At 42.5% G+C, this 23,848-nt stretch carries 17 protein-coding genes; 9 read left to right on the top strand and 8 right to left on the bottom strand.

Features of this window, described 5'->3' with window-relative positions; translation table 11 throughout:
- Window positions 1-33: 33 nt before the first annotated feature.
- From FD725_RS23770 to FD725_RS23750, 5 genes are all read right to left on the bottom strand, one after another.
- Entirely contained in the window at window positions 34-423 is a 390-nt protein-coding gene (locus FD725_RS23770) for a type II toxin-antitoxin system VapC family toxin (protein WP_179050432.1), read from the bottom strand.
- Window positions 420-653, bottom strand: coding sequence for a type II toxin-antitoxin system Phd/YefM family antitoxin (locus tag FD725_RS32700; protein WP_179050431.1), 234 nt, complete (start codon window positions 651-653; stop codon window positions 420-422). Before FD725_RS32700 ends, FD725_RS23770 begins: the two co-directional genes overlap by 4 nt.
- 99 nt (window positions 654-752) lie before the next feature.
- Window positions 753-1,718 carry a PrsW family glutamic-type intramembrane protease gene (locus FD725_RS23760; RefSeq protein WP_179050430.1) on the bottom strand — a complete coding sequence of 322 codons (966 nt, stop codon included), beginning with the start codon at window positions 1,716-1,718 and terminating at the stop codon, window positions 753-755.
- Window positions 1,711-2,631, bottom strand: coding sequence for a class I SAM-dependent methyltransferase (locus FD725_RS23755; protein WP_179050429.1), 921 nt, complete (start codon window positions 2,629-2,631; stop codon window positions 1,711-1,713). The genes FD725_RS23760 and FD725_RS23755 overlap by 8 nt, the downstream gene beginning before the upstream one ends.
- Window positions 2,632-2,720: 89 nt before the next feature.
- Window positions 2,721-8,621 carry an ATP-binding sensor histidine kinase gene (locus tag FD725_RS23750; protein ID WP_179050428.1) on the bottom strand — a complete coding sequence of 1,967 codons (5,901 nt, stop codon included), beginning with the start codon at window positions 8,619-8,621 and terminating at the stop codon, window positions 2,721-2,723.
- A 244-nt stretch (window positions 8,622-8,865) separates the two neighbouring features.
- Here FD725_RS23750 and mscL point away from each other — a divergent pair, with 244 nt between their 5' ends.
- Window positions 8,866-9,297, top strand: coding sequence for a large conductance mechanosensitive channel protein MscL (gene mscL, locus FD725_RS23745; protein ID WP_179050427.1), 432 nt, complete (start codon window positions 8,866-8,868; stop codon window positions 9,295-9,297).
- A 149-nt stretch (window positions 9,298-9,446) separates the two neighbouring features.
- Here mscL and FD725_RS23740 read toward each other — a convergent pair whose 3' ends face one another.
- Window positions 9,447-11,135, bottom strand: a complete 1,689-nt coding sequence (locus FD725_RS23740; RefSeq protein ID WP_179050426.1) for a DUF3352 domain-containing protein — start codon at window positions 11,133-11,135, stop codon at window positions 9,447-9,449.
- 1,091 nt (window positions 11,136-12,226) lie between these two features.
- On the opposite strand from FD725_RS23740, the gene FD725_RS23735 reads away from it, so the two are divergent.
- Both FD725_RS23735 and FD725_RS23730 read left to right on the top strand, forming a co-directional pair.
- Window positions 12,227-14,809, top strand: a complete 2,583-nt coding sequence (locus FD725_RS23735; protein WP_179050425.1) for a M1 family metallopeptidase — start codon at window positions 12,227-12,229, stop codon at window positions 14,807-14,809.
- Between the two features lie 541 nt (window positions 14,810-15,350).
- Window positions 15,351-15,611, top strand: a complete 261-nt coding sequence (locus tag FD725_RS23730; protein ID WP_179050424.1) for a CTB family bacteriocin — start codon at window positions 15,351-15,353, stop codon at window positions 15,609-15,611.
- 339 nt (window positions 15,612-15,950) lie between these two features.
- Here FD725_RS23730 and FD725_RS23725 read toward each other — a convergent pair whose 3' ends face one another.
- Entirely contained in the window at window positions 15,951-16,667 is a 717-nt protein-coding gene (locus tag FD725_RS23725; protein ID WP_179050423.1) for an ROK family protein, read from the bottom strand.
- A 243-nt stretch (window positions 16,668-16,910) separates the two neighbouring features.
- On the opposite strand from FD725_RS23725, the gene FD725_RS23720 reads away from it, so the two are divergent.
- The 3 genes from FD725_RS23720 to mgtE all read left to right on the top strand — a co-directional run bounded on the left by FD725_RS23720 (window position 16,911) and on the right by mgtE (window position 19,962).
- Window positions 16,911-17,414: a 2TM domain-containing protein gene (locus tag FD725_RS23720; RefSeq protein WP_179050422.1), complete on the top strand. Its 504-nt coding sequence runs from the start codon at window positions 16,911-16,913 to the stop codon at window positions 17,412-17,414.
- Window positions 17,415-17,475: 61 nt separating this feature from the next.
- Window positions 17,476-17,970 carry an ureidoglycolate lyase gene (locus FD725_RS23715; protein ID WP_179050421.1) on the top strand — a complete coding sequence of 165 codons (495 nt, stop codon included), beginning with the start codon at window positions 17,476-17,478 and terminating at the stop codon, window positions 17,968-17,970.
- 639 nt (window positions 17,971-18,609) lie between these two features.
- The gene (gene mgtE / locus FD725_RS23710; RefSeq protein ID WP_179050420.1) at window positions 18,610-19,962 is read left to right on the top strand and encodes a magnesium transporter; all 1,353 of its coding nucleotides are present in this window, start codon (window positions 18,610-18,612) and stop codon (window positions 19,960-19,962) included.
- Between the two features lie 194 nt (window positions 19,963-20,156).
- Here mgtE and ctpA read toward each other — a convergent pair whose 3' ends face one another.
- Window positions 20,157-21,410, bottom strand: coding sequence for a carboxyl-terminal processing protease CtpA (gene ctpA, locus FD725_RS23705; protein ID WP_179050419.1), 1,254 nt, complete (start codon window positions 21,408-21,410; stop codon window positions 20,157-20,159).
- 363 nt (window positions 21,411-21,773) lie between these two features.
- On the opposite strand from ctpA, the gene petB reads away from it, so the two are divergent.
- The 3 genes from petB to FD725_RS23690 all read left to right on the top strand — a co-directional run bounded on the left by petB (window position 21,774) and on the right by FD725_RS23690 (window position 23,847).
- A complete protein-coding gene (gene petB / locus FD725_RS23700; RefSeq protein ID WP_179050418.1) occupies window positions 21,774-22,421 on the top strand; it encodes a cytochrome b6 in 648 nt (215 codons plus the stop codon).
- Between the two features lie 215 nt (window positions 22,422-22,636).
- Complete coding sequence (gene petD, locus FD725_RS23695; protein ID WP_179050417.1) at window positions 22,637-23,119, top strand: cytochrome b6-f complex subunit IV; 483 nt, start codon at window positions 22,637-22,639, stop codon at window positions 23,117-23,119.
- A 284-nt stretch (window positions 23,120-23,403) separates the two neighbouring features.
- Window positions 23,404-23,847, top strand: coding sequence for an anti-sigma regulatory factor (locus FD725_RS23690; RefSeq protein WP_179050416.1), 444 nt, complete (start codon window positions 23,404-23,406; stop codon window positions 23,845-23,847).
- The last annotated feature ends 1 nt before the right edge of the window (window position 23,848 follow it).

Raw genomic sequence — 23,848 nt, 5'->3', positions numbered from 1 at the left:
AATTTTTCATGCTTTCTGAATTTACAAACTGGTTTAACTCAATGTACTAAGACAAGTGGCTTTAGTTAAGTTTCCATCTACTGTCACAAGGGTAAGTTTGTAATGAACTGCGGTTGCTGCAATAAAACGATCTGCGGGATCTTGATGTACTAAAGCTAATTGGGGGCTTAAAATTGCAATTTCATTGGATAAGGGTGCTTCTTTTGTATCGAGTTGCTCTAGACTGTTTTGAACCCACTGTTCTGGAGTTGGCTTTAGGATAAGTCTTCCTTTTTCAGCAAGCAAGAAGGGTTCCCAAATACTGATGGGACTTAACCATAATTCATTTCTTTCGTCAGAGATTGCTTTTTGTAGATTGTTTGAAAGGTTGAGATTACCGAGAAGATACCAAATCCAGATATGGGTATCAAGTAAAAGTTTCATAAGAGGACATCCCAAGTAACTAGATTTGAAGTAGGCTCGACAATATCCCCTGTAATTTGACCGCTATCTTTCATCGAGCCGAAGGCGACTCTTTTGCTTTTATTAATGGGGGATATGATGGCGATCGCAATACCATTTTGGATGATGGTGAAGGGTTCACCTGTTTTTTGAGCTTGGTTAATTAGGTTTTGAACTGTTTCGGGAAGTTCTGCAAAAGTGATTTGTTTCATATTATCTATTTTACCTGTGACAATAGACTAACAAAAGACTAACAAAAATACTAAAATCAAAATCCCAGTCAACAATTCTTGGAACTCTTTATATCTAAATCAAAGATGGCGATCGCCAGCATACCGCAAATATAAATAAATCAACCATGCGAAACTGGCAAAAATTAAATTAACTAACACTTGGCTGATAATAAACCACAAAATATTGCCTGAAAAAATCTGTGTTAGGCTCAAAGGACTAATAATTCTCGCTAAAAGCAACCAGCCAAAAATAGCATTACCACCCAAGATCAGAGCAAATACAACTAAACCTCTTTGCCAGTAACGGTGTTGTGGTGTGTAACCAGAAATTAAGTTAATTGGACGTTTACCTTGGACTCTCCTTAATAACTGTTCCATTTGCCAAAATAACCATAACAGCAAAGGAAATAAACCATAGCTGAGAAAACCGAGAGGTGGTGCATAACGCCCAGCACTGGAAAGTATATTGACTAAAGCATGAAAGATCACAGAATTAGTCCAAGCTTTGACAACTGCATTTTTATAGTGACGCAATTGAGTCGTAGCTAAAAAATATTGTCCTAACGCATATCCCCAAGGCGCAGCAAACATGGCGTGAACTGGGGTACTAATGCTTCTATCGAGAACTGTGGCTGTGTCGAAATACAGGTAAATGCCATTTTCTTGGGCAGTAAATCCTAAAGCTGACGCAATAGTAAACAGAAAAATGCTACTGGGGGGTAATTGATAGCGCTGTCGGCAAAAAGAGTAGGGAATAACCACTGCGAAAAACTTGCAACCTTCCTCAATGGGCGCAATTTCTAGGAGCTGTCGCAGTGTGATACCTAAGAGCGATCGCTGGATTTTTCGCCACGCTAAAATTCCATTGGCTATGGTGTCCACAATGTATTCTAAACCGAGAGCAGCAAAACCCGATATTGCCCCAACCAAAAATAACAGCAACAGCAGTAACAATGGTGGGGCCAGGGGTACACGATAATAGTAATACCCCAAGAATATCAGTGGTGGAATCGCTGCCCATAGCAGCACAACTGCATCAGCCACCCACTTGTGCCACAACAGTACGATGACGGGGGCTATTAATGGTGATTTTCGGAGTTAGGAAACCAGCCTCAACCAAAGCTTGCTCAATATCCAAAGAAAAATACTGATCTAGATAAGGTTCAGTACTTTTGAGCAATGTCAAAATGTAGGGAGGCATTTTCTTGAATGCTGCTGATTGAGGATTCATATCCATGATGGCAAGATGACCACCAGGACGCAAGATACGCCGCGCCTCAGCTAAAATTTGCCGGGTTGCAGACTGGGGTAATTCATGACAAACCAAGAATATAGAGACTAAATCAACAGCCGCATTTGGTAAGCCAGTAGACTCGGCTGGTGCATGAACCCAATTGATTTGAGCCTGACGTGCGGCGGCGCGATATTTAGCCACAGCTAAGAAATAAGGAGACAAATCTAAGCCTGTGACTTGAGCATCAGGATAGACTTGTTGTAGAGCAAATGTACTTAAGCCAACACTACAACCCACGTCTACAATAGCTTGTGGTGGCTGGGGAATTTGGAGTTTGAGAATATCATGATAACTTTGCCGCAATTTAGCATCACCTTGCACCTGGGCATCTTGCCAGATTTTAGCGTGGACAGCATGAGCCGCAGGTTCTACTTCAAAAGCCGCTTGCCAACTGAGATTACCACTTTCGTAAGCGTGAAATGAGGTGAGATAGTAATCTGGATAGATGATTTGCGGATTTTGCACTTCGGCTAAGTCTTGTGTCCAATCACGAGCTTGCAGTGTCTTGACTTCTTGTGTCCAAGGTACACCAATTTTCTCAGCCCGTTTAATCATCATTTGCCGAGCTTGGTGCTTGGCTAAGTCTGCTAGAGGCTTAATTGCCAATATGCCATTTACCAAGCGGGAAGCCATACCAGGAGTAGTGTTTACAGCAGCAGTCATATAGTCAGTTGAGATTGAACAGCTTACTTTACTTATGACACAATTGCTGGCTAATTCGTAATTCGTTTTGAATTTTGAATTGGTATGACTCATCCGCGAATTGGCAGAAAAATTGCAAACTCCGTACCTTGTCCCAATGCAGATTGCACTTTTATGCTACCACCATGCTTTTCTACCACAATCTGACGAGCGATCGCTAATCCTAATCCCGTTCCTTTGCCTACACTTTTGGTAGTAAACAAATGGTCAAATATTTTGGCTTGTACCTCTTCACTCATCCCTGTGCCATTGTCACGAATGCAGATTAAAACTTGATTATCTATCTGCTTTGTCTGAATGGTAATGGTTTGAGGATTGGCTGGGAATTGTTCTAAAGACTGAGTTTGAGCCATTTCATCAAACACATCAATGGCGTTTGCTAAGATATTCATAAACACCTGGTTTAATTGTCCAGGGAAGCATTCAATCATGGGTAATTCGCCATAGTCTTGTATAACTGCGATCGCCGGACGCAATTCACTAGCTTTGAGGCGATATTTGAGGATAAGTAGCGTACTATCCAATCCTTCATGCAGGTTGGCACTGACTTTATATTCAGTATCGGCGCGGGAGAAGGTACGCAGACTGGTACTGATGTTTTTGATGCGATCAGTGGCTGCTTTCATGGAATCGAGGATTTTCGGCAAGTCTTGGCAGAGAAATTCCAAGTCAATATCTTTAGCATTGTCTTGAATCGGCGTGGCTGGGGGACAGTGTTGCTGATAGAGTTCTAGATGTTGCAGCAGGTCTTTAACGTAGTCTTTGACATTGTTAATACTACCATTGAGGAAACCGATGGGGTTATTGACTTCGTGGGCAACGCCAGCGACTAAATTACCCAAAGATGCCATTTTTTCGCTTTGCACAGTTTGGAGTTGAGCTTGCTTGAGATTCTGAAGAGATTCCTCTAATGCTTGAGCCTTCAATTTTAGCTCTGCTTCAGAAATCTCTAGTGTTTCTGCCATCTGCTGTCGCTCAATACCAACAGCAATTTCGCCAGCAACAAAGCCAAGCGTATCTAGCACAGATGAATCCAATCGCTGTCGAGCAAACATCGCTAACACGCCGACTAAGCGATCATCGAGTAGCAGAGGATAGCCTGCAAAGGCAATCATTCCCTCTCGTTTTGCCCAGATTTTGTCACCCACTCGTGGATCAATCAGAACATCATTCGTCAAATGGGGTAATCGTTCCTGAGCGATCAGCCCAATCTTGAATTTGCCAACTGGAACGACACTGTGAGGGCCATTAATATGAGTGTACAATCCTGCGCTGGCTCGTAATTCCAAAACCTGCTCGGACTCATTCAGCGTCCAAATGCGAGCAAATGCAACACCTAGATGCTCAACGATCGCCTCTGTGCATTGCTGAAGCAGCGTAGCAAGTGTTTTATTTTGAGTCAAGATGGAATCGATCGACGATCGCAATGTCAGCAGACGTAGTTTTTCCTGAGCATCAGCATAGAGTCGAGCATTTTCCAGGGAAATGGCGGCTTGAGTACAGAGGACATTCAATAATTCGACGCGATCGCGAGTAAATGCTGCTGCTGTAACTCGGTTTTCTAAGTATAAAATTGCTATTAGTTTATTTTGCAGTAAAATCGGCGTACAAAGGACACTCTTAGTTTGCTGTTGAGCGATATAGCTATCAGTTGCTAGGTTGAGATGAGTAGACGCATCAGTAATTACCACAGGTTGCAGGTTGCGTTTAACAGTGTTAATTAAACTGTGGGGTAGATTAGTGCTATCTGTGAGGGCGATCGCTTGCACTTGCACAGGCTGATTAAGCATAGCAACAGCTTCCACAAACCAGTCCTGTTGACGTGGCATCAGTAATATACCCTTGTCTGCGCCAGCACTTTTGATCACCATCTCCAATAATGTTGCTAGAAGCTGATCGAGTTGGATTTCACTGGAAAGGGCTTGCGATGCTTTGAGTACCGTTGCCAAGTCGAGAGTACTGGAAATGGTGCTGCTGCTGGCAGAAGTGGAGGATTCAGCATAGGTGAACTGTGACGCAGCGAGAGATTCTGTTGCGAACAAAGTTTCAGTTGCCGATACTGTCATTTTTTGCTGTTGCAGAATCGACGCAAGTAAAGCCGGATATTGCTGTTCTAAATCCTGCACTTTGGCTTTTGCGCCCCAGCGCGCATAGCCATAGTAAGCGTTGATCAGGTAGTGTTGAGCAACTTTTTCTTTGCCCCAATTCAGGTAAAACTTAGCCGCGAGTTCGTTAGCTAAAGCTTCTTCATGGATATAGCCATTGATGTTTGCACCAGCGATCGCGCGATCGTAGTACTCCATTGCCTGATACGGTTGACTCAAGACACAATACTCCTCTGCTGCCACCAGATCGTATTTATGTTGAAAGTTCTGGGGAGCATAATTAGCCCAGTACTTCATCTTTTCTTGATTGGCTACAATCTGCTCTAAAGATGATGATTGTTCTGAACTGCTACAAGGATATTGAGCTAATAAAGCCAGAGATTCATAAAAGTTGTGTGTGGGCAGTGTTGCCATTGCTGAAACAGCACTCATGTATTCTCTGGCGCATGAATGACAAATGACTGAATTTTCATAATCTGCCCAGAAGTAAAGCAAAATTCCCTTGGCTAGATAGAGGTTAAACAGCAAGATTTGATCGTTATCTGCCTGTAGTTTTGGTAACAGTTCAAATTCGTCAAAACCATCGCCAATTAAGCAATTTTGTTTTTCCGCAAGACCTCTGAGATTGAGAACAAGTTGATGCCAAATGCCAGCATAGTAAATCGAAAATTGTTGCTTTAGTTTCTGCAATAACTCTAGAGAATAAGTTTGCTGCTGATTAACGACTTCTAGATTCTCTCCCATAAGAAATAGATTTGTGCAGCTATCTTTTGAAAGACAACCGACAAAATATAAATCGCCAGTTTCTAGCCCCACCTTCATGGCGTTTCTACAAGGCTCAATGGTTTCTCGAATTGATTCTTGCCAATGTCTTAGAAGGATATTGAATACAGTGTGAACAACACAGTAGTGAGGACGCGAATCGAATTGATTTAATATCTTGATCGCCAGTTCGCCAAATTGATATCCAGCATTGATATCCCCAAGATTAACCAGCAGCGATCCATAAAAAGCGTAGCTGACAGCTGCCATTGCAGAATTGCCAGCTTCCAGACAAAGCTTGATGGCTGTAAATAGAAGTTTTGGTAGCACATCCGGTGCTGCCATCATCGCTGGAGCATAAGTGTTGATCAACAAACGCATTGCCCCGAGTTTACCAGGATCGGTCATTTCTCTTAGATGACTCAAATCTTCAATTACTAGATCCTGTGGTGCTTGGTCTTCTAAAGCAATGCCAAGTGCCTCTAATACTTGCAGCGTGAGATTGATAACTGATAAAGCCTGATTCTGAGCCGCGTAATATAAAAGCTCAACTTCATGGACTCTGACTTGATCTAACAAGGTTTTAGCATACCGTAAAGTCACATCTGCTAGTTGCCGCGATCGCTCAAAATCAGTACAGAGGAAACAAACTTCTGTCGCTTCTACATGCAGATCCAATGTCAAGTCATACTCATCATTCCAGCTTTCCTCACTCAGAATATTTAAACCTATGTTGAGATAGTTTGAAGCACTTTCATAAGCGGCAGCTGCTTTTGCTTTTCGCCCAGCCAGAAGATTCAGACGGCTCAATTCTGTTTTCTGTTGGGTTGTTTGGAGCAAGCTAATTCCTTGATTGAAGTGATTGACAATCTCAAAAATATTTGTTGCTACAGCATCTGTTGGAGTGTTTTTCAGTAAGAGTTGTCCAATTTGCAAATGAGTATTCTGTCGTTGAGCAACTGGAATCAGCAAATAAGCTGCTTGCTGAACGCGATCATGCAGAAAGCGATAGCGGGGATTGGCTGTATTGTTGGTTTGAGATGATTCAGTTGTGGCTTGAAACAGTTTATAAATCTGACTGGTAGGCAATACTAATCCTTCTTGTAGTGCTTTCCACAGCACTGTTGCTGCATCGGTGGCTGATTGTTGAGAGACGATCGCTAACGTATTCAAATCAAATTGATTGCCCACGCAAGCAGCCAATTTCAGCACCTGTTGAGTTTCAGTTGGCAACTTCTGTAACTGCCGCGCCATGAACTCTACCACATCATCGGTGAGCGATCGCGCCCTCACTTGGGTAATATCACATTCCCAGTAACGCTGCTCATAGTTAAAGGTAATCAGTTTCTCTTCATGCAACGCTTTGAGAAACTGCGTCAGAAAAAAGGGATTCCCCTGAGTTTTCTGCATCACCAGTTCTGTCAGTGGTTTTGCTAGTTCGACTGGGCAACTCAATGTATCGGCAATTAAATGATTGACATCAGCAAAATCCAGCGCCGATAGGGTAATGGTATGCACCGTCATTCCAGCTTTGTTGAGTTCATCCACCGTCAAGATAAATGGATGGGCTGCTGAAACTTCATGATCGCGGTAAGCCCCCAATATCAATAGATAGCCGTGATCATTCATCAACAGTTTGATCAACTGCAACGATGCTGCATCTGCCCACTGTAAGTCATCCAAAAACATCACCAAAGGATGCTCACTGGTGCTGAATACTTCGATAAACTTGGGAAACAGCAAATTAAACCGATTTTGGGCTGCACTACCAGAAAGTTCAGGGACGGGAGGCTGCTTACCAATGATTTGTTCTAGTTCCGGGATCACCTCAATTAATACCTGCCCGTTAGATTCCACAGCAGCGAGAATCAGATTTTTCCAACTTTCTAACTGTGCATCCGATTCACTCAACAACTGACTCATCAAATCCCGCAAGGCTTGCACAAAAGCAGACAAAGGAATGTTGCGATTGAATTGGTCATATTTGCCGCGAATGAAATACCCACGTTGCCGCACAATTGGTTTATGCACTTCATTGACAACTGCGGTTTTCCCAATACCGGAAAAACCTGCAACTAACATTAATTCAGACGCGCCATCTGCCACACGTTCAAAAGATTCCAGGAGGGTCTGCACTTCCCTTTCCCGCCCATACAGCTTTTCAGGAATGTTGAAGCGATCGCTTAAATCTCTTTGTCCTAGTTCAAACCTGGAAATAATACTATTATCTTTACAATCTGTCAAACACTGTTCTAAATCATGCTTCAACCCCATTGCACTTTGATAACGATCTTCAGCATTTTTCGCCATTAGTTTGGCAGCGATCGCACTTACTTGTGTCGGCACATCGGGATTCACCTGATGAATCGGGACTGCGGTTTTGGCAATGTGGCAATGCAGCAACTCCAAGGGATCATCACAAACAAACGGCAAGGTTCCGGTTAACAATTGATACAGCGTCACCCCCAAGGCATAGAAATCGCTGCGATAATCGATACCGCGATTCATCCGTCCGGTTTGCTCTGGGGCAATATAAGCCAGTGTGCCTTCTAAACTGCTGGGACTTTGGTTTTCTTGAATTTCTTTAGGTAATAGAGAAGCAATGCTAAAGTCAATCAATTTGACTTGTTTAGACTCTGGATGAATGAGAATATTAGCGGGTTTGATGTCTTTATGCACGACTTGATGTTGAGATAAGTCATGTAAAATATCAGTGAGTTGCGAGGCAATTATCAACACCTCTGACCAGTGTAAAGTTTGCTGTTGTGTGTATTTACTCAAAGCAATGCCGCCCCAATCTGCCATCACCAGTGCATAGCTATTTCCTAGCGGTTTTAGGCTCAAGGGGGGGATAATACCAGGGATGGGGAGATTTTTGGTGGTGGTATATTGGTTACGAAACTGCACTAACTCACTGAAACTGGGATATTCCTTTCGCAACACTTTTATTACTACCGGAAGTCCCTGATCTGTTTGTACAGCACGATATACTGCCGTGCGAGAACCGATATATAGTTGCTCAACAACAGTGTAGTTAGGAATTTCTAGGGTTTCATGGTAGTTTATAGGTGCAGGAAGACTCATCACTTTGAGGGCTGTATTTTCTTGACTTACTTCTTAAGATTCCCAACCACCCTAGTTAATGAACAATAAAGTTTCCTGAAACTGAAGAGCGATCGCTTCTACACACCCTACTTAAGATTTTCTGATTTTGGAAATGCTGGAATTAGAATAGCCATCTTGAAGAAATCTATCTCAACAGAGATGGCAACAAGAAAAGTGGTATCTAAAAAGGATAGGTGCAAACTTAACTTTTAAATAATTGAATATGACCAGAGTCAGAAGAAGAGCTACAGGATTTCTCAGAGATTTTCAAGAATTTGCCCTTAAAGGTAACGTTGTTGACTTAGCGATCGCTGTCATCATCGGTACTGCTTTTGGTAAAATTATCTCCTCCTTCGTCGAAGATGTGATCATGCCACTCATTAACCCCTTAGTTGCGGTAAGTGGCAAAGACTGGCGCACAATCACAGTAGGGCCAGGGATAGCTCTTGGTAAATTTTTTGGTTCCATCGTTGACTTTCTCATCATTGCTCTCATCTTATTTTTAGCCATCCGCGCTTTACAAAGATTCAAGCGCCAAGAAGAAGTCACCGAAGAAACCCCACCACCAGAACCACAACTTTTAGCCCAAGAACGCCTCACAGATGCCTTGGATAGACTTACCGAGACAATAGAAGCTCGGATTGAGAGGGGATAGGGGACAGGGGAGGCAGGGGGAGCAGGGGAAGCAGGGGAAGCAGGGGAGGAAAAATCCCATGATCATACTTATCCATTGAATATTTTATTTTCTGGAAGTCCCCAAAGCGATACACTTTCCCCTATTCCCTATTGCCTATTGCCTATTCCCTACTTACTACTAGGCTTAAGTGCTAACAACATCTCCAATTGACTGTTAGATTTATCGGGGCTATTGGCGGTAACGCCTAAACCACGGATGGAACTGAGGATAGCATTGGCTTCTGGGGGGATGGGTTGAGAGCGAGCCGCCAGAGTGTTAACAATAGACATGGTTTTGTCCATATCTAAGTAGAAGTAACCACCATTGGGTTTTTGTAAAGAACCTGTAATAGCTTTAAAACTATCACTGTTATCTAAAGATTGAGCTTTGTTGTTTGCCAATATATCGGCAATGGGGCCACCAATGGCTAGAAATACAGTATCTTGATCTAACCAACCGTGGGCTAATAATGCTCCTTGTTGGGGAATTTGCCATTCAGTGATATCTTTATCACCAATCTTTTTCTGTGTGATATTAATTTGTTGGGTTTTGGCTAAGGTATCGAGTTTAGTGAGGGTGGCTTCTGCGGTTTTGCGATCGCTTGTATCTAGTACCCAAGCCCCACCAAAACCAACACTAGCTAATATACCTTGGTTAGATGGTATCGCACCCAGCGCAAACTCCCCATTCATCCAGCCAAAAACTTCCTTATCCAGGTCGATATTGACTAGTTGTAATTGTCCGCGTACCTGTTCTAAAGCTTGCTTAAATTCTGGGTAGTCTTTTGATTGTTCCACAACAGTTGACCAACCACTGCTGATTCCTTGACCACTAATCAGGGCAAAAGTCTCGGCGGGAAATTGTGCGAGAATTTTAGATGGAGAGGTTTGATATTGAAATTTATTCAATTCAGGATCTAAATTAGCGATCGCTTTTAAACGAATACCTGCATCATCAACCCCTATTCCTGCTACTAAAGATTTAACTTGTTGTAGTTGTTTTAGGGCTTGTGGTGTTAACTGCGTCGCTTGGGGATTACTAGCTGCCAGTTGTTGTACCATCCCCGCATAATCGGGAACATAGATTTGCGCTAGAGAGTTTTTAACATCGACACCTTTGTTGAGAATATTGCTAGCCCCAGCTTTACTGGCAAAAGATGGCTCACCTTTAAAGGTATCAATGGCTTTTTCTACATTGGGTTTTTCTGGTGACAATACTAAATAACTATTATTTAAGACAGCACTGTAGGTGGGCTGTCCTTCTCCTTCCTTGGTTTCGGTGATTTTTTCACCTTTATAATCAGTTTCTTGAGATTTGACGTTTTTCTGCCCCTTTAATTTATTGGCAAAATTCAAAGCACTAATTTTATCCTTAATGCCAATGACCATTAACACTGGCGCTTCCTGGCGTGTGGGTACTGGTGCGTTGGTTCCCGGTGCTGGTGCATTAAACTGAGCTGGTTTTGTCGGACTCGGAGGTAGCACAGCCACCATCACACCACCAATCCAGGGCTTGATATCTTTTTCATAAGAAATGTTACTGTCATTTAACATATCCTTATTAAAATCTTCCAAGCTTTTAGCAACTAACTTTTGTGCTTCAGGAGTGCCAAATTGCTGTAACTTTGCCCAAGCTTGTGGGTCAGTAGTAATGTAAGTAGCCATAATGGCAGTAGACGGTACTAATTTAGCACTACTAACTGCCCCGGCACTATCTCCACTCGGCCCTTTCAGATACATATAAGCAGCCACACTGCCGGCTACAACGACAGCTGCACCAATAGCAGGAATTAAAATCTTCGATTTAGTTTCAGGCATTGTTTAGTTTCCTCTTTTGCTTAAATTGTCACCAAGGCTTGTGAAAACGTCACTGTTGAGTTTTCGGAATTATCACCAATATCTACGGTTTTTTCGGGATTTAAAGGTAAAAATTATCAATTTACTGACGATCAGTAGAAAAGTACTCTAAAAAATACTTCAAAAGCAATCAGGGCGAATCCGTAAATGAGTGAGAGAGTGCTGTTAGCGGTAGCGGGGCGTTCAGCCTGTGCTGAGTGCTGAGTGAGAGAGTGATACCATTTCACTTTAATAATGATACAAATACGTGAGTCTGTCAGTCCGTCAGGGATTGTAAATCCCTGTCTCATAGCTAAAGTCCTCTCAAGAGGACTGAATATCAGAGTCCATTTTAATGGACTTAAGCTATGAGACCACCGTTTTAACGGTGGGCGGACAATACCCAACGAGTAAGCTATATGTATCAGGATTTTTGTGAATTGGTATGAGAGAGTGCTGAGTGAGTCCGTCAGTCCGTCAGGGATTGTAAATCCCTGTCTCATAGCTAAAGTCCTCTCAAGAGGACTGAATATCAGAGTCCATTTTAATGGACTTAAGCTATGAGACCACCGTTTTAACGGTGGGCGGACAATACCCAACGAGTAAGCTATATGTATCAGGATTTTTGTGAATTGGTATGAGAGAGTGCTGAGTGAGTCCGTCAGTCCGTCAGGGATTGTAAATCCCTGTCTCATAGCTAAAGTCCTCTCAAGAGGACTGAATATCAGAGTCCATTTTAATGGACTTAAGCTATGAGACCACCGTTAAAACGGTGGGCGGACAATACCCAACGAGTAAGCTATACGTATCAGGATTTTTGTGAATTGGTATGAGAGAGTGCTGAGTGAGGGAGTGAGGGAGTGCTGAGTGCTGTTAGCGGTAGCGGGGCGATGCAGCCGGTGCTGAGTGAGAGAGTGAGAGCGTGAGGGAGTGAGAGCGTGCTGACTATTGACCAATGACTATTGACCATTGACTATTGACCATTGACCAAATTTGGGAAATCTACCAAATAGCGCTATTTTTGAAAAATATACTCAGTTAAAATTTTCCCAATTAAAAACGTAGTCATCTCAATGCCACACTCTTATTCTTTCGCTCACGATAATAACGGACATAGATCATTTGAGCTACCGGGAGCTAGACCTCACTATAACCCCGATCGCCCAGGCCAGGTAGAACATATTTTTCTTGATTTGGATTTGGATATCCCTCACCAAAGTTACCAAGGTAGTTGTAGCATTCGCTTATCGCCTATCCGCAATGGTATTGACCGTTTAACTTTGGATGCTGTTAACTTAAATATTCAATCTGTCAAAGTAAATGAAGTAGCGCAAAACTTTGACTATGATGGCGAACAACTGGTGATCCAATTGTCTCAACCAACCCAAATTGGTGAAAAAATAGTAATTGCGATCGCCTACGCCGTAGAGAAACCCCAACGTGGTCTCTACTTTATTCAACCAGACTCACACTATCCTGATAAGCCTGTGCAAGTCTGGACTCAAGGCGAAGATGAAGATTCTCGTTTCTGGTTTCCCTGCTTTGACTATCCTGGACAACTATCAACTTCCGAGATTCGTGTCCGTGTCCCGAAAAACTTGGTAGCGATTTCTAACGGGGAACTGATTGAGACTCAAGAAGAGGGCGATCGCAAAATCTATCATTGGTTACAGCAACAGGTTCATCCTACCTATTTGATGACTTTAGCTGTAGCCGATTTTGCTGAAATTCGAGACGAATGGCGGGGTAAGCCAGTTACTTACTATGTAGATAAGGGACGGGAGAAAGATGCTAAACGCAGCATGGGCAAAACTCCCCGCATGATCGAATTTTTGAGCGAAAAGTATGGTTATCCCTATGCTTTCCCTAAATACGCGCAAGTTTGCGTCAGTGACTTTATCTTTGGGGGGATGGAAAATACTTCTACTACTCTATTAACAGATAGATGCTTGCTGGATGAACGAGCTGCTTTAGATAACCGCAACACGGAAAGTTTAGTAGTTCACGAACTAGCCCATCAATGGTTTGGGGATTTACTGGTGATTAAGCATTGGTCTCATGCTTGGATTAAGGAGGGGATGGCTTCTTATTCTGAGGTGATGTGGACAGAACAGGAATATAGCCAACCAGAAGCCGCATACTATCGCTTATTGGAAGCCCGTAGTTATTTGGGTGAAGATAGCGGTCGTTATCGTCGCCCAATGGTAACTCATGTTTACCGCGAAGCCATTGAACTGTACGATCGCCATACCTATGAAAAGGGGTCTTGTGTTTATCACATGATTCGGGCAGAGTTGGGAGAGGAGTTATTTTGGCAAGCTATCCAAACCTTTGTGCAAGATCATGCTCACACCACTGTAGAAACGATAGACTTACTACGGGCAATTGAAAAGGCTACAGGCAGGAACCTATCGTTCTTATTTGACCAATATGTTTATCGTGGTGGTCATCCTGATTTTAAAGTCGCTTACTCTTGGGATGGCGAAGCGAAGTTAGCCAAGGTGACTCTCACCCAAACTCAAGAAGATTTATTCGACCTGAGAATTCCCATTGGTTTTGGTTACACCCCATCAGGAGAAGCCGCAAAACTACAAACTTTCACTGTGCGGGTACATGAGAAAGAACAAAGTTTTTACTTCCCACTGGCAGATAAGCCAGATTTTGTCAGCTTTGATGTGGGTAATCACTGGTTAAAAACCGTCTCTTTAGAGTATCCCATCCCAGAATTAAAAGCACAGTTAGTATCTGATCCTGACCCCATTTCCCGGATTTATGCAGCGATCGCTTTAGCGAAAAAAGGCGGATTGGAAGCCACTAAAGCCTTAGCCGCATCCTTGCAAAATGAGCCATTTTGGGGTGTGCGAGTGGAAGTAGCTAAACAATTAGCCGAAGTCAAATTAGACCAAGCTTTTGATGGCTTAGTTGCTGGCTTGGCAGATAAAAATGCCTATGTAAGGCGGGCTGTGGTAGAATCACTGGCGAAAATTAAAACCCAGGCTAGCTATAAAGCTGTCAAAGCTGTAGTTAAAGATGGCGATGCTAGCTACTATGTAGAGGCTAGCGCTTGTCGGGCTTTAGGTGCGATCGCTGCTAATAACTTTGATGACAAATCCAAAACCGAAAAGGCGATTAAGCTTCTAGAATCTGTTTTGGCAGAGAGAAAAGGTTGGAATGAAGTTGTCCGTAGTGGGGCGATTGGTGGTTTAGCCGAACTCAAAACTTCCGAAGTAGCCTTAGATTTGTTGCTGGAATATACCAAACTTGGTGTACCACAACCATTGCGTTTAGCCACAATTCGTGCTTTAGGGAAGATTTCTGTCGGTCAAAGTCCCACTAATTTAGAACGAATTATCGAACGCTTAAAAGAACTCGCCAAAGAAAGCTTCTTTTTAACCCAAATGGCTGTTGTCGCCTCATTAGGGCAAATGGAGACACCCAAAGCTATAGGCGTATTGCGATCGCTAGCTGACCAAACAGCCGATGGGCGGGTGCGGCGGTATGCTGAAGAAGAATTAGGCAATGTGCAAAAAAATATTGGCACAGAGACAGCCCTGCGAAAATTGCGCGAGGAATTTGACCAACTCAAACAACAAAACCAAGAACTCAAAAGTCGCCTAGAAAATTTAGAAGCTAAATCTCAAACTGTGAAAAATTAGCATTCCAGTAATAGACATCTGGGGAAAATGAATGTAGAGACGTTGCACTGCAACGTCTCTACAAGGATTTCGAGCAACGCAGAATTAATTTCTACCAGATGTCTAATATTAAAGCGTCACAAACTTAGCCCCTTTTCCCTACATGGGAAGAGGGGTTGCAATTTTCAAGGCGGATTCCTAAACATCATGTTGGGTTTCGTCATAACGTTTCCCCAGGAAAAGTAGGTTGGGTTGAGCGATAGCAAAACCCAACAAAGTCCTAAGAATGTTGGGTTACTCTGCGAGAAGGCTTACGCCTACGTTCCTCAACCTAACTTACAATTTTTTGCACATATTCTCTATGTCCAGGATTTTTGTGTAGTTGAAATTTCTTAAATAGGTAATAAAATTTTCCTAATTCAGCAATCATCTTTACTGAAAATGGAAGTGATTAGTGTATGAAAAATCGATATTGTATTAATTAAAGGCAAGGTTGATTCACAAAACAACAAAAACAGAGAAATCAACTACGTCATCAACTAACAAAATGAAGTTTTTTACTATGACTAACAAATTGCTTATCGACTTGTCTGAAGTACAACAACAAATCGTATCTGGTGGAAGTGAGTATCAAGTTAACAGCAGCTATTACTCCAATAAAACAGTAGATTTGCAAGGTTCATCAACTTCTGATGCTAACGGCAGTAATAGCCAGTCTGAAGGAAATATTAGTGCTGTCACCACATATTCAAAAAGTTGGTCGGGAACAGGTGAGACATTTTTACCCGTAATTGGTTTGTGGGATTTTCCAGTCATCTTCTAACCATTTTTTTCCATATAAATCAATAGCAAAACTTCTGCTATTGCCTCAAAAAACTTTCTCAAAACACTTTACTTCTAAAGTATAGGTTTTGCAGATTTACAAGATGATGATCATATTTTTGTGGGATGGGTGTCTTACCCATCCCTTTGATTTTTTGGGAGTTAATTTTGCTACGGCTAAATTTTTTCAAATTGAAGCGGGAAAAATTTATGTAAGGATACATCCGTCAGAATACAGGAGTCAGAATAGTTCAAATTCTCATATTTGATGAGTAAGCTAATATTCCTAAACCCTGATTGATTCTGACTTCTGACTCCTGGGTGCTGAATTCTTCTTCAATTACCTTTTTTCATTACGCCATAAAGCAATACCACCTAACAAACCACTGATGTTAGGAATAAGTTTGACATTTAAAGGTAACTGAAGATTTACCCTGACAGCTTCACCACCACCTATGTAGAGGTAATCATAATTAAATAACCTTTGTAAAGCAGCGATCGCTCTCTCTAAACGACGATTCCATCGCTTCTGGCCAATGGTTTCTAAGGCTGCACGTCCTAATTGTTGTTCGTAGGTTTCTTTCTTGCGAAACAAATGATGTCCCATTTCCATGTTTGGTACTAACTTCCCATCCACAAACAAAGCCGAACCAAACCCCGTACCCAAGGTAATGACCAACTCTACTCCTTTACCTTTAATTGCCCCAAAGCCCTGCATATCTGCATCATTAATCACCCTCACAGGTTTGTTTAATCGTTGTGACAATGCTGTTTCTAAATCAAACCCAATCCAATCTGAATGTAAATTAACGGCTGTTTCTGTAACTCCACAACGCACTACACCAGGAAAACCCACAGAAACACGATGAAATTCACCTTGGGCAGATGCTATCACCATAATTGCATTAATGACAACCTCTGGTGTCGCTGGATGCGGTGTATCGACACGAGCGCGTTCTGTAATGGGACTACCTGTAATATCTAATACTAAAGCTTTGACACCACTACCACCAATATCAATTGATAAAGTGCGAATGGAACCGTTATCTTCAACCATTGAGTCTATCCTTTTCACTGCTAGAGAATAGGGACTGGGGTGTGGGGTATAGGATATGGTACTCAGATTGTCCCTTTGTCCCTTTCCTTGTCTCCTTGTCTCCTTCCATATCCTAATTTACTTAGCAGTTGCCATAATTCAAAATTCTTGTTGAGATTTGCTAATGTAGGATTATTGCAGTAGTTATGGTTGTAGCTAAACTGTGACACAGTTAGCGGGTGAAAATTTTAAGAGATAGCAATTATGGCAGACTTTGAAACTAAAAGCACCAATCTCTATAGCCAAGAAGATGTACAGCGAATTTTACAGCTAGCGATCGCCCGACAAGCTGATGATCAAGATAAGGAGTTTAGTTACGAGCAAATTTTAGAAATTGCTACTGAGTTAGATATCTCACCTGATACGCTTAAATTGGCTGAGAAAGATTGGCGATCGCAACACCACGAAATCCAACAAAGACAAGCATTTAACACCCACCGCATCACCAAATTTAAAAAGCGTTTCGGTAAATATGCCATTATTAATAGCTTTTTAATACTGGCAGATTTTATTGGTGGTGGTACGCTTTCTTGGTCGCTATACATACTATTATTCTGTGGGTTAGCATTAGGTCTGGATATTTGGAATACTTTCCAAACCAAAGGCGAAGAGTATGAAATTGCTTTCCAAAAATGGCATCGCAAGCATCAAATTAAACAAACTATCAATTCAGTCGTTAATAGATGGTTTAAAGCCTTACAAGCGTAATAGGTAATAGGTAATAGGGGATAGGGGATAGGGAAATAGCTTTAGCATAGTTTATTTTTATATGAGTACATCACAAACCGTTCAACAATTACCAGCACAATGGATAACACCAGAAAATTTCCAGCGTTATGGACAGGTGATTTTTGCTAGTGTCGATGGTAAAGCTTTTGATGGGGAAGATGCCCAATTAAATCTACAAAATGGTACTCCCCGTTTCTATATCATGCGACTACAAAAGCGGGGGCGGAAGTTTCATAAAATCACTCGCCATATGCAATGTACTCAATGTTTAGGTTCTCTGGAAGGGAAAGATTGGTTAATAGCAGTTTGTCCACCTCATAATGATTTAAACACACCAGTATTAGAAGAAATTGCTGCCTTTAGAATTCGTGGAGATTGCTTTATTAAATTAAATGAGGGTACTTGGCACGCCGGGCCTTATTTTGAACATGAGTTTGTAGATTTCTATAATTTAGAACTCGCCAATACTAATGTAGTAGATCATTTTACCCATGACTTTCTCAATAGTCATCAGTTAGAGTTAGAAATGGTTTAGCCGAGAATATTTTTATTAGTAAATATTAAGGTAGTGGCGTGGCAAGCTTTAAATGTGGCGATAGGTGTAGGTTGGGTTAAGCGCAGCGCAACCCAACATGGATCTCAAAAACCTAGTATGGATCTGATGTTGGGTTTCCCAAAGCCTTGTCACGCCAGTAGGGTGCGTTAACGAAGTAACGCACCTTCTTAATCTCATTAGCGGTGCGTTGCACTACCCTGCGGGTTCTCCGAAGGAGTACGCAACAACGCACCCTACTATTGCACAAATTTACCCTTGTCACGCCACTACAATTTTTTGCAGCATTTTAACTGCGTTGAAAAAAATTTGTTTTACCTCACTTAACTTCTTTAGATTTACTTGACACAGTTCGTAACAGTAGTAAAATTTACACTAGTAGATTAAGGCGGTAGATAGCTAGACTAGTGCAGAACACTAATAAAGTTTTACACAGGTTTTTCCAAGACCTATCGGAACACAACATTCCGAGCTAGGATGAAGGCTTGACAACACCCTGATTTAATATCGAGTTCAATTTTTGAGATTTTATGGACAAAAGTCCACCAGACGGTAGTACAATCCTCCCCTGAGTTTGCGAGCTTGTCTCCCAGCGCGGGGGAGACAATAGGAGGTATAATCATGCTCACACAGGAAATCCGCAATTCACTGGTAGATGTTGCTGACTTGAATCAGCTCAAATGTGATTTGAATCGACTGCCGCCAGTGGATGTGGGAGAATATATTGCACAACTACCTGAGAAACAGCGAGCGATCGCCTTTCGTTTACTCAACAAAGCTCAGGCAATTGATGTATTTGAATATTTGCCAACAGAGATTCAGGAAGAACTCATCAACTCTCTCCACGATACCCAAGTAGTACAACTGATGGAGGCAATGAGTCCTGATGAACGAGCAGAACTATTTGATGAACTGCCTGCTGGGGTAATTAAGCGCATATTACGAGAACTAAGTCCTGAACAAAGACAAGCCACCGCCACCATTCTCGGTTATCCCGAAGGTACAGCCGGGAGGGTAATGACTACCGAATATGTGCGGTTGCGGGAAGGGTTGACAGTCGGCGAAGCACTTAGCAAGATTCGCCGTCAGGATGAAGACAAAGAAACAATTTACTACGCTTACGTCACAGACGATAACCGCAAACTAGTACGAGTTGTTTCCTTGCGTCAGTTATTGTTTACCTTTCCGGAAGTGCTGATTCGAGATATCGCTAGCGATCGCGTTATCAAAGTCAAAACTGATACCTCACAAGAAGAAGTCGCGCAAATCATGAAGCGCTATGACTTAATTGCTATCCCTGTAGTAGATCGGGAGGAGCGATTAGTCGGTATTATTACCATTGATGATGTAGTCGATATTTTAGAAGAAGAAGCCACGGAAGACATTCAACGGTTAGCCGGTGTGAGTGGTGATGAAGCTGCCTTATCTCCTCCCCAACTGACAATCCGTAAGCGTTTACCGTGGTTATTGGGCATCATGTGTTTATACATTGGTGCAGCTAGTGCGATCGCCCCCTTTCAATCAATTATTGCGGCAGTGCCTGTTTTAGCCGTAATTATGCCCATATTTTCTAATACAGGCGGCACAGTCGGCATTCAAGCATTAACAGTCACCATTCGTGGTTTGGGTATAGGCGAAGTCACACCCAAAGACACAATCAAAATTCTCCGCAAAGAAATTTTTGCCGGCTTAGGTACGGCTGTAGTGCTAGCCCTGACAATGTTTGCCCTGTCATTGATTTGGGCTAGACCCCAGGAAAGATGGGTAGCGTTGATTGCTGGGGTAGTCATGGCAACTAACACCATGGTGGCTGTGACACTGGGGACTTTGCTGCCAATGGCTTTAAAGCGTTTAAAACTAGATCCTGCTCTAGTAAGTGGCCCCCTAGTCACCACAATGCTAGATACAATCGGTTTTTTAACTTTCCTCACCCTAATTTCTATAGCTATAAAGGTGTTGCATCTACCCACTTAAAGTAGCAATTCGTAATTCGTAATTCGTAATTCGTAATTCTCGCCAAAGGCGAGAAGCAAGCTACGTAATTAAGAAATCTAGATTGTGTGTAGTTTCCAGAATTTGAATCTATTGCGAACTTTTAGAGAATTGGTATTAGAAGCCAGAATTACCTATTGCCTATTACCCATTCCCCATTCCCCATTCCCCATTACCTATTCCCCATTCCCCATTCTTGCCACCACAGAATCTTGACTCAAAATATTCAATGCAGCTTGATATTGTAAATCTGCTTCTGTGGCAACTTGATCGCGGGTGAGTATTTGCTGGGCAACGACTGTATCTGGTTTGATGCCCAACTTGTTAATATCTCGGTGTTGAGGAGTTTCATATTTAGCAATGGTGACTGCCAGTCCGGAACCATCAGATAGTTCAAATAAGGACTGAATTAAACCCTTGCCAAAAGTGGTTTCCCCGACTAATTGAGCGCGACCATTATCTTGGAGAGCGCCGGCTAAAATTTCGCTAGCACTGGCAGTTCCTTGATTGACTAAAACTACCAATGGATCATCAGTCAAGGCTGAACCAGAAGCGGCAAAACTACCCTGAATACCTTGGCGATTAACAGTGTAAACAATAGTACCAGAGTCTAACCACAACCGCGCAATTTCAATTCCTGCTTGTAGTAAGCCACCGGGATTATTTCGCAAATCTAGAATGTAGGCATTAGCCCCTTTTTTTTCTAGACTAGAAATAGCGTGTGCTAATTCCATTGCGGCGTTGGCATTAAATTGTGTGAGGCGAAGATAGCCGAAAGGTTGACCCTGTGGAGAAGAGCGTAACTCTGCCACTACAGGATTTAGAGCAATGCGATCGCGCACTACTCTCACTTCCTTTTCCCCCTCTCCGTCTCGTTCAATTAACAGCGTCACCAAACTACCTATTGGCCCGCGCATTCTAGCGGCGGCTTCATCTAGGGTTAAGTTGGTTGTGGCAATGCCTTGGATTTTGAGAATGCGATCGCGTGGTCTCATACCCGCCTTCTCTGCCGGGGAACCTGTAATGGGAGATATTACTTCTAGTATTCCAGTCTGGGGATTGAGGGCAATTTGTAAACCCACTCCCGTCAGTTCTCCAGAAGTATTGACCTGTAAACTGCGGTATTGCTCTGGGTCTAAAAACCTAGTAAAAGGGTCATCTAAGGACTTGAGCATATTCTGAATTGCCACATATGCCGCTTTTTGGTCTGTGAATGGCTTTTCTAGTGCCTTCTGCCTGACAGCAGCCCAGTTTTGATGATTAAATGTCTCATCCAGATAACTGCGATTGACAATTCGCCATACTTCTGAAACTAATTTTTGTTCATCTGTCAATGCAGTTGCAGGTTGGGTAAATATCCCCAACGCCAAACTCAAAACCAGCAATAATGAAAATCCCAGCCGAAAAACTTGTTTTTGCATGAACCCCATTTTTAATTCCACCTCAACCCAAATTGCCTAGAATTGCCCAGTTCAGTCCTGATTAATGAAATCTATCTCTCGACTATGTTACTTTTTTTATAGAAGTGGTGCATTCTTCTCATCAAGTTGTTAGAGCAACTGATGTGAATACACCCCTTCACAAAGGATATGATCTACTTTGTACCCAACAATAGGGTTGGCTTGCAAAGAGAACGCAATATATTCCATATTTACAGAGTGTTAAGTTTGTGAAAACTCTGAGCATTGGCTAGAGAAGTAGCAAACAACCCAAATCCTCTTAAAAGAAAATCCCAAAACTGCAAATTGGGAGATTGAAGCAACCGCAACCGATTTTTAGGAACTTGAGATTGTATGGCCAACGTTTACGACTGGTTTGAGGAACGTTTAGAGATCCAGGCGATCGCCGAGGATGTCACAAGCAAGTACGTACCTCCCCACGTCAACATTTTCTACTGCTTGGGTGGCATTACCCTAACTTGCTTTCTCATCCAGTTCGCCACTGGATTCGCCATGACGTTCTATTACAAGCCAACAGTGGCTGAAGCTTACTCTTCTGTTCAATACATCATGAACGAAGTAAACTTCGGTTGGCTGATTCGTTCTATCCATCGCTGGTCTGCCAGCATGATGGTGTTGATGATGATCCTGCACGTCTTCCGCGTCTACTTGACTGGTGGTTTTAAAAAGCCCCGCGAATTGACCTGGGTGAGTGGTGTAATCCTCGCTGTCATTACCGTTTCCTTCGGAGTTACAGGCTATTCTCTACCTTGGGATCAAGTAGGCTACTGGGCTGTGAAAATTGTTAGCGGTGTACCAGAAGCAATTCCGGTAGTCGGCGTACTCATCTCCGACCTGCTACGTGGTGGTTCTAGTGTTGGTCAAGCAACCCTGACTCGCTACTACAGCGCTCACACCTTTGTCCTGCCTTGGTTGATTGCAGTATTCATGCTGTTCCACTTCTTGATGATCCGCAAACAAGGCATTTCTGGGCCTTTGTAATTTCATCAGCCACAATGAAACAATGATTCAGTGTTCAGAGCGACCTGTTTGTTTTAAACTGAGGAAAAATCAGCAATTAAAACTCATAAGTCCAAATCACTAGTATCTGGATACTGAAAGTTGTAGACAGCCTCAAGACAGCTACCAAAAACATCAGTGTTTTCGGTTTCATCTAGGCTGGAACTGAATTTCTAAGTAGGAGAGCGCATTAAAAAATGGCAACACAGAAAAAACCCGATCTGAGCGATCCTCTTTTAAGAGCCAAACTGGCCAAAGGCATGGGTCACAATTACTATGGTGAACCAGCTTGGCCTAACGATTTGCTGTATGTATTCCCAGTTGTAATTATGGGTTCCTTTGCTTGTATTGTGGCTCTAGCTGTGCTAGACCCGGCAATGTCAGGTGAACCAGCAAATCCTTTTGCTACCCCCCTGGAAATCTTGCCAGAGTGGTACTTGTACCCAGTATTCCAAATTTTGCGATCGCTTCCTAACAAACTGTTGGGAGTTTTAGCAATGGCTGCTGTACCCCTGGGACTAATTCTCGTTCCCTTTTTGGAGAATGTTAATAAGTTCCAAAACCCCTTCCGCCGTCCAGTTGCTACCACAGTGTTCTTATTTGGCACTTTAGTAACTCTCTGGTTAGGTATTGGTGCTGCTTTACCATTAGACAAATCTTTGACTTTAGGCTTGTTCTAAGTTAGCTAGTCACCAATCAGCTTTTTGACACCTGTGGGTTTCAAAAGTGCGTATCTAAAGTTATGATGTCTGATGACAAGATGCCCTCTGGGCATCTACGGCAAAAATAGTCGTTCATCTCTATGAGATATGTACTTTTGCAACCAAGAAGCAGGTGTCAATTTTAATGATGTAAATAGTCGCAAATATTTTTAATTTTGGATACAAAAACTCATCCAAAATCTAAAATAGAAACATATAGATTACATAAAGTCTTACTCATAATTACATGAAAACCACGGTCAATGCTTGGCATAATGCAGCACGACCATCTCACGGTTAAGAGCGAACTAAAGCTACTAAACCAAGTACAACAATGGTTTGAGGAGTTTTGCCTGCGATACCTGTCTCAACTTGGCTGGTCAGAGACTCAACTTTATCGCCTCAACTTAGCATTAGCAGAGGGCTTTACCAATGCAGTCCGTCACGCCCATCGTGCTTTACCCCCGGAAACAACCATAGACATAGAAGTTAGTCTGTGGGCAAACAAGATAGAATTGAGGATTTGGGATTATGGTAACCCTTTTAATCCTGATGCGATCGCTGAACCAGAACCAGGTACTTTACAAGTAGGAGGTTATGGCTGGTTTCTCCTGCGACGTTTAGCTGATCGTGTTATCTACGAGCGCAGCGAAGATAGTAGAAACTGTCTGGTGATCGTTAAATATGCCGACGAATATCAATACTAGA

The sequence above is a fragment of the Nostoc sp. TCL26-01 genome (genome assembly GCF_013393945.1).
GTDB lineage: Bacteria > Cyanobacteriota > Cyanobacteriia > Cyanobacteriales > Nostocaceae > Trichormus.
Note: the sequence above shows the minus strand (reverse complement) of the source record. Positions and strands in the feature narration are given on the sequence as shown.

What these genes read in the sequence shown, in the direction of transcription:
- FD725_RS23770 (WP_179050432.1), bottom strand. Translation starts at nt 423, where the DNA reads ATGAAACTTTTACTTGATACCCATATCTGGATTTGGTATCTTCTCGGT.
- FD725_RS32700 (WP_179050431.1), bottom strand. Translation starts at nt 653, where the DNA reads ATGAAACAAATCACTTTTGCAGAACTTCCCGAAACAGTTCAAAACCTA.
- FD725_RS23755 (WP_179050429.1), bottom strand. Translation starts at nt 2,631, where the DNA reads ATGACTGCTGCTGTAAACACTACTCCTGGTATGGCTTCCCGCTTGGTA.
- FD725_RS23750 (WP_179050428.1), bottom strand. Translation starts at nt 8,621, where the DNA reads ATGAGTCTTCCTGCACCTATAAACTACCATGAAACCCTAGAAATTCCT.
- mscL (WP_179050427.1), top strand. Translation starts at nt 8,866, where the DNA reads ATGACCAGAGTCAGAAGAAGAGCTACAGGATTTCTCAGAGATTTTCAA.
- FD725_RS23740 (WP_179050426.1), bottom strand. Translation starts at nt 11,135, where the DNA reads ATGCCTGAAACTAAATCGAAGATTTTAATTCCTGCTATTGGTGCAGCT.
- FD725_RS23735 (WP_179050425.1), top strand. Translation starts at nt 12,227, where the DNA reads ATGCCACACTCTTATTCTTTCGCTCACGATAATAACGGACATAGATCA.
- FD725_RS23730 (WP_179050424.1), top strand. Translation starts at nt 15,351, where the DNA reads ATGACTAACAAATTGCTTATCGACTTGTCTGAAGTACAACAACAAATC.
- FD725_RS23725 (WP_179050423.1), bottom strand. Translation starts at nt 16,667, where the DNA reads ATGGTTGAAGATAACGGTTCCATTCGCACTTTATCAATTGATATTGGT.
- FD725_RS23720 (WP_179050422.1), top strand. Translation starts at nt 16,911, where the DNA reads ATGGCAGACTTTGAAACTAAAAGCACCAATCTCTATAGCCAAGAAGAT.
- FD725_RS23715 (WP_179050421.1), top strand. Translation starts at nt 17,476, where the DNA reads ATGAGTACATCACAAACCGTTCAACAATTACCAGCACAATGGATAACA.
- mgtE (WP_179050420.1), top strand. Translation starts at nt 18,610, where the DNA reads ATGCTCACACAGGAAATCCGCAATTCACTGGTAGATGTTGCTGACTTG.
- ctpA (WP_179050419.1), bottom strand. Translation starts at nt 21,410, where the DNA reads ATGGGGTTCATGCAAAAACAAGTTTTTCGGCTGGGATTTTCATTATTG.
- petB (WP_179050418.1), top strand. Translation starts at nt 21,774, where the DNA reads ATGGCCAACGTTTACGACTGGTTTGAGGAACGTTTAGAGATCCAGGCG.
- petD (WP_179050417.1), top strand. Translation starts at nt 22,637, where the DNA reads ATGGCAACACAGAAAAAACCCGATCTGAGCGATCCTCTTTTAAGAGCC.
- FD725_RS23690 (WP_179050416.1), top strand. Translation starts at nt 23,404, where the DNA reads ATGCTTGGCATAATGCAGCACGACCATCTCACGGTTAAGAGCGAACTA.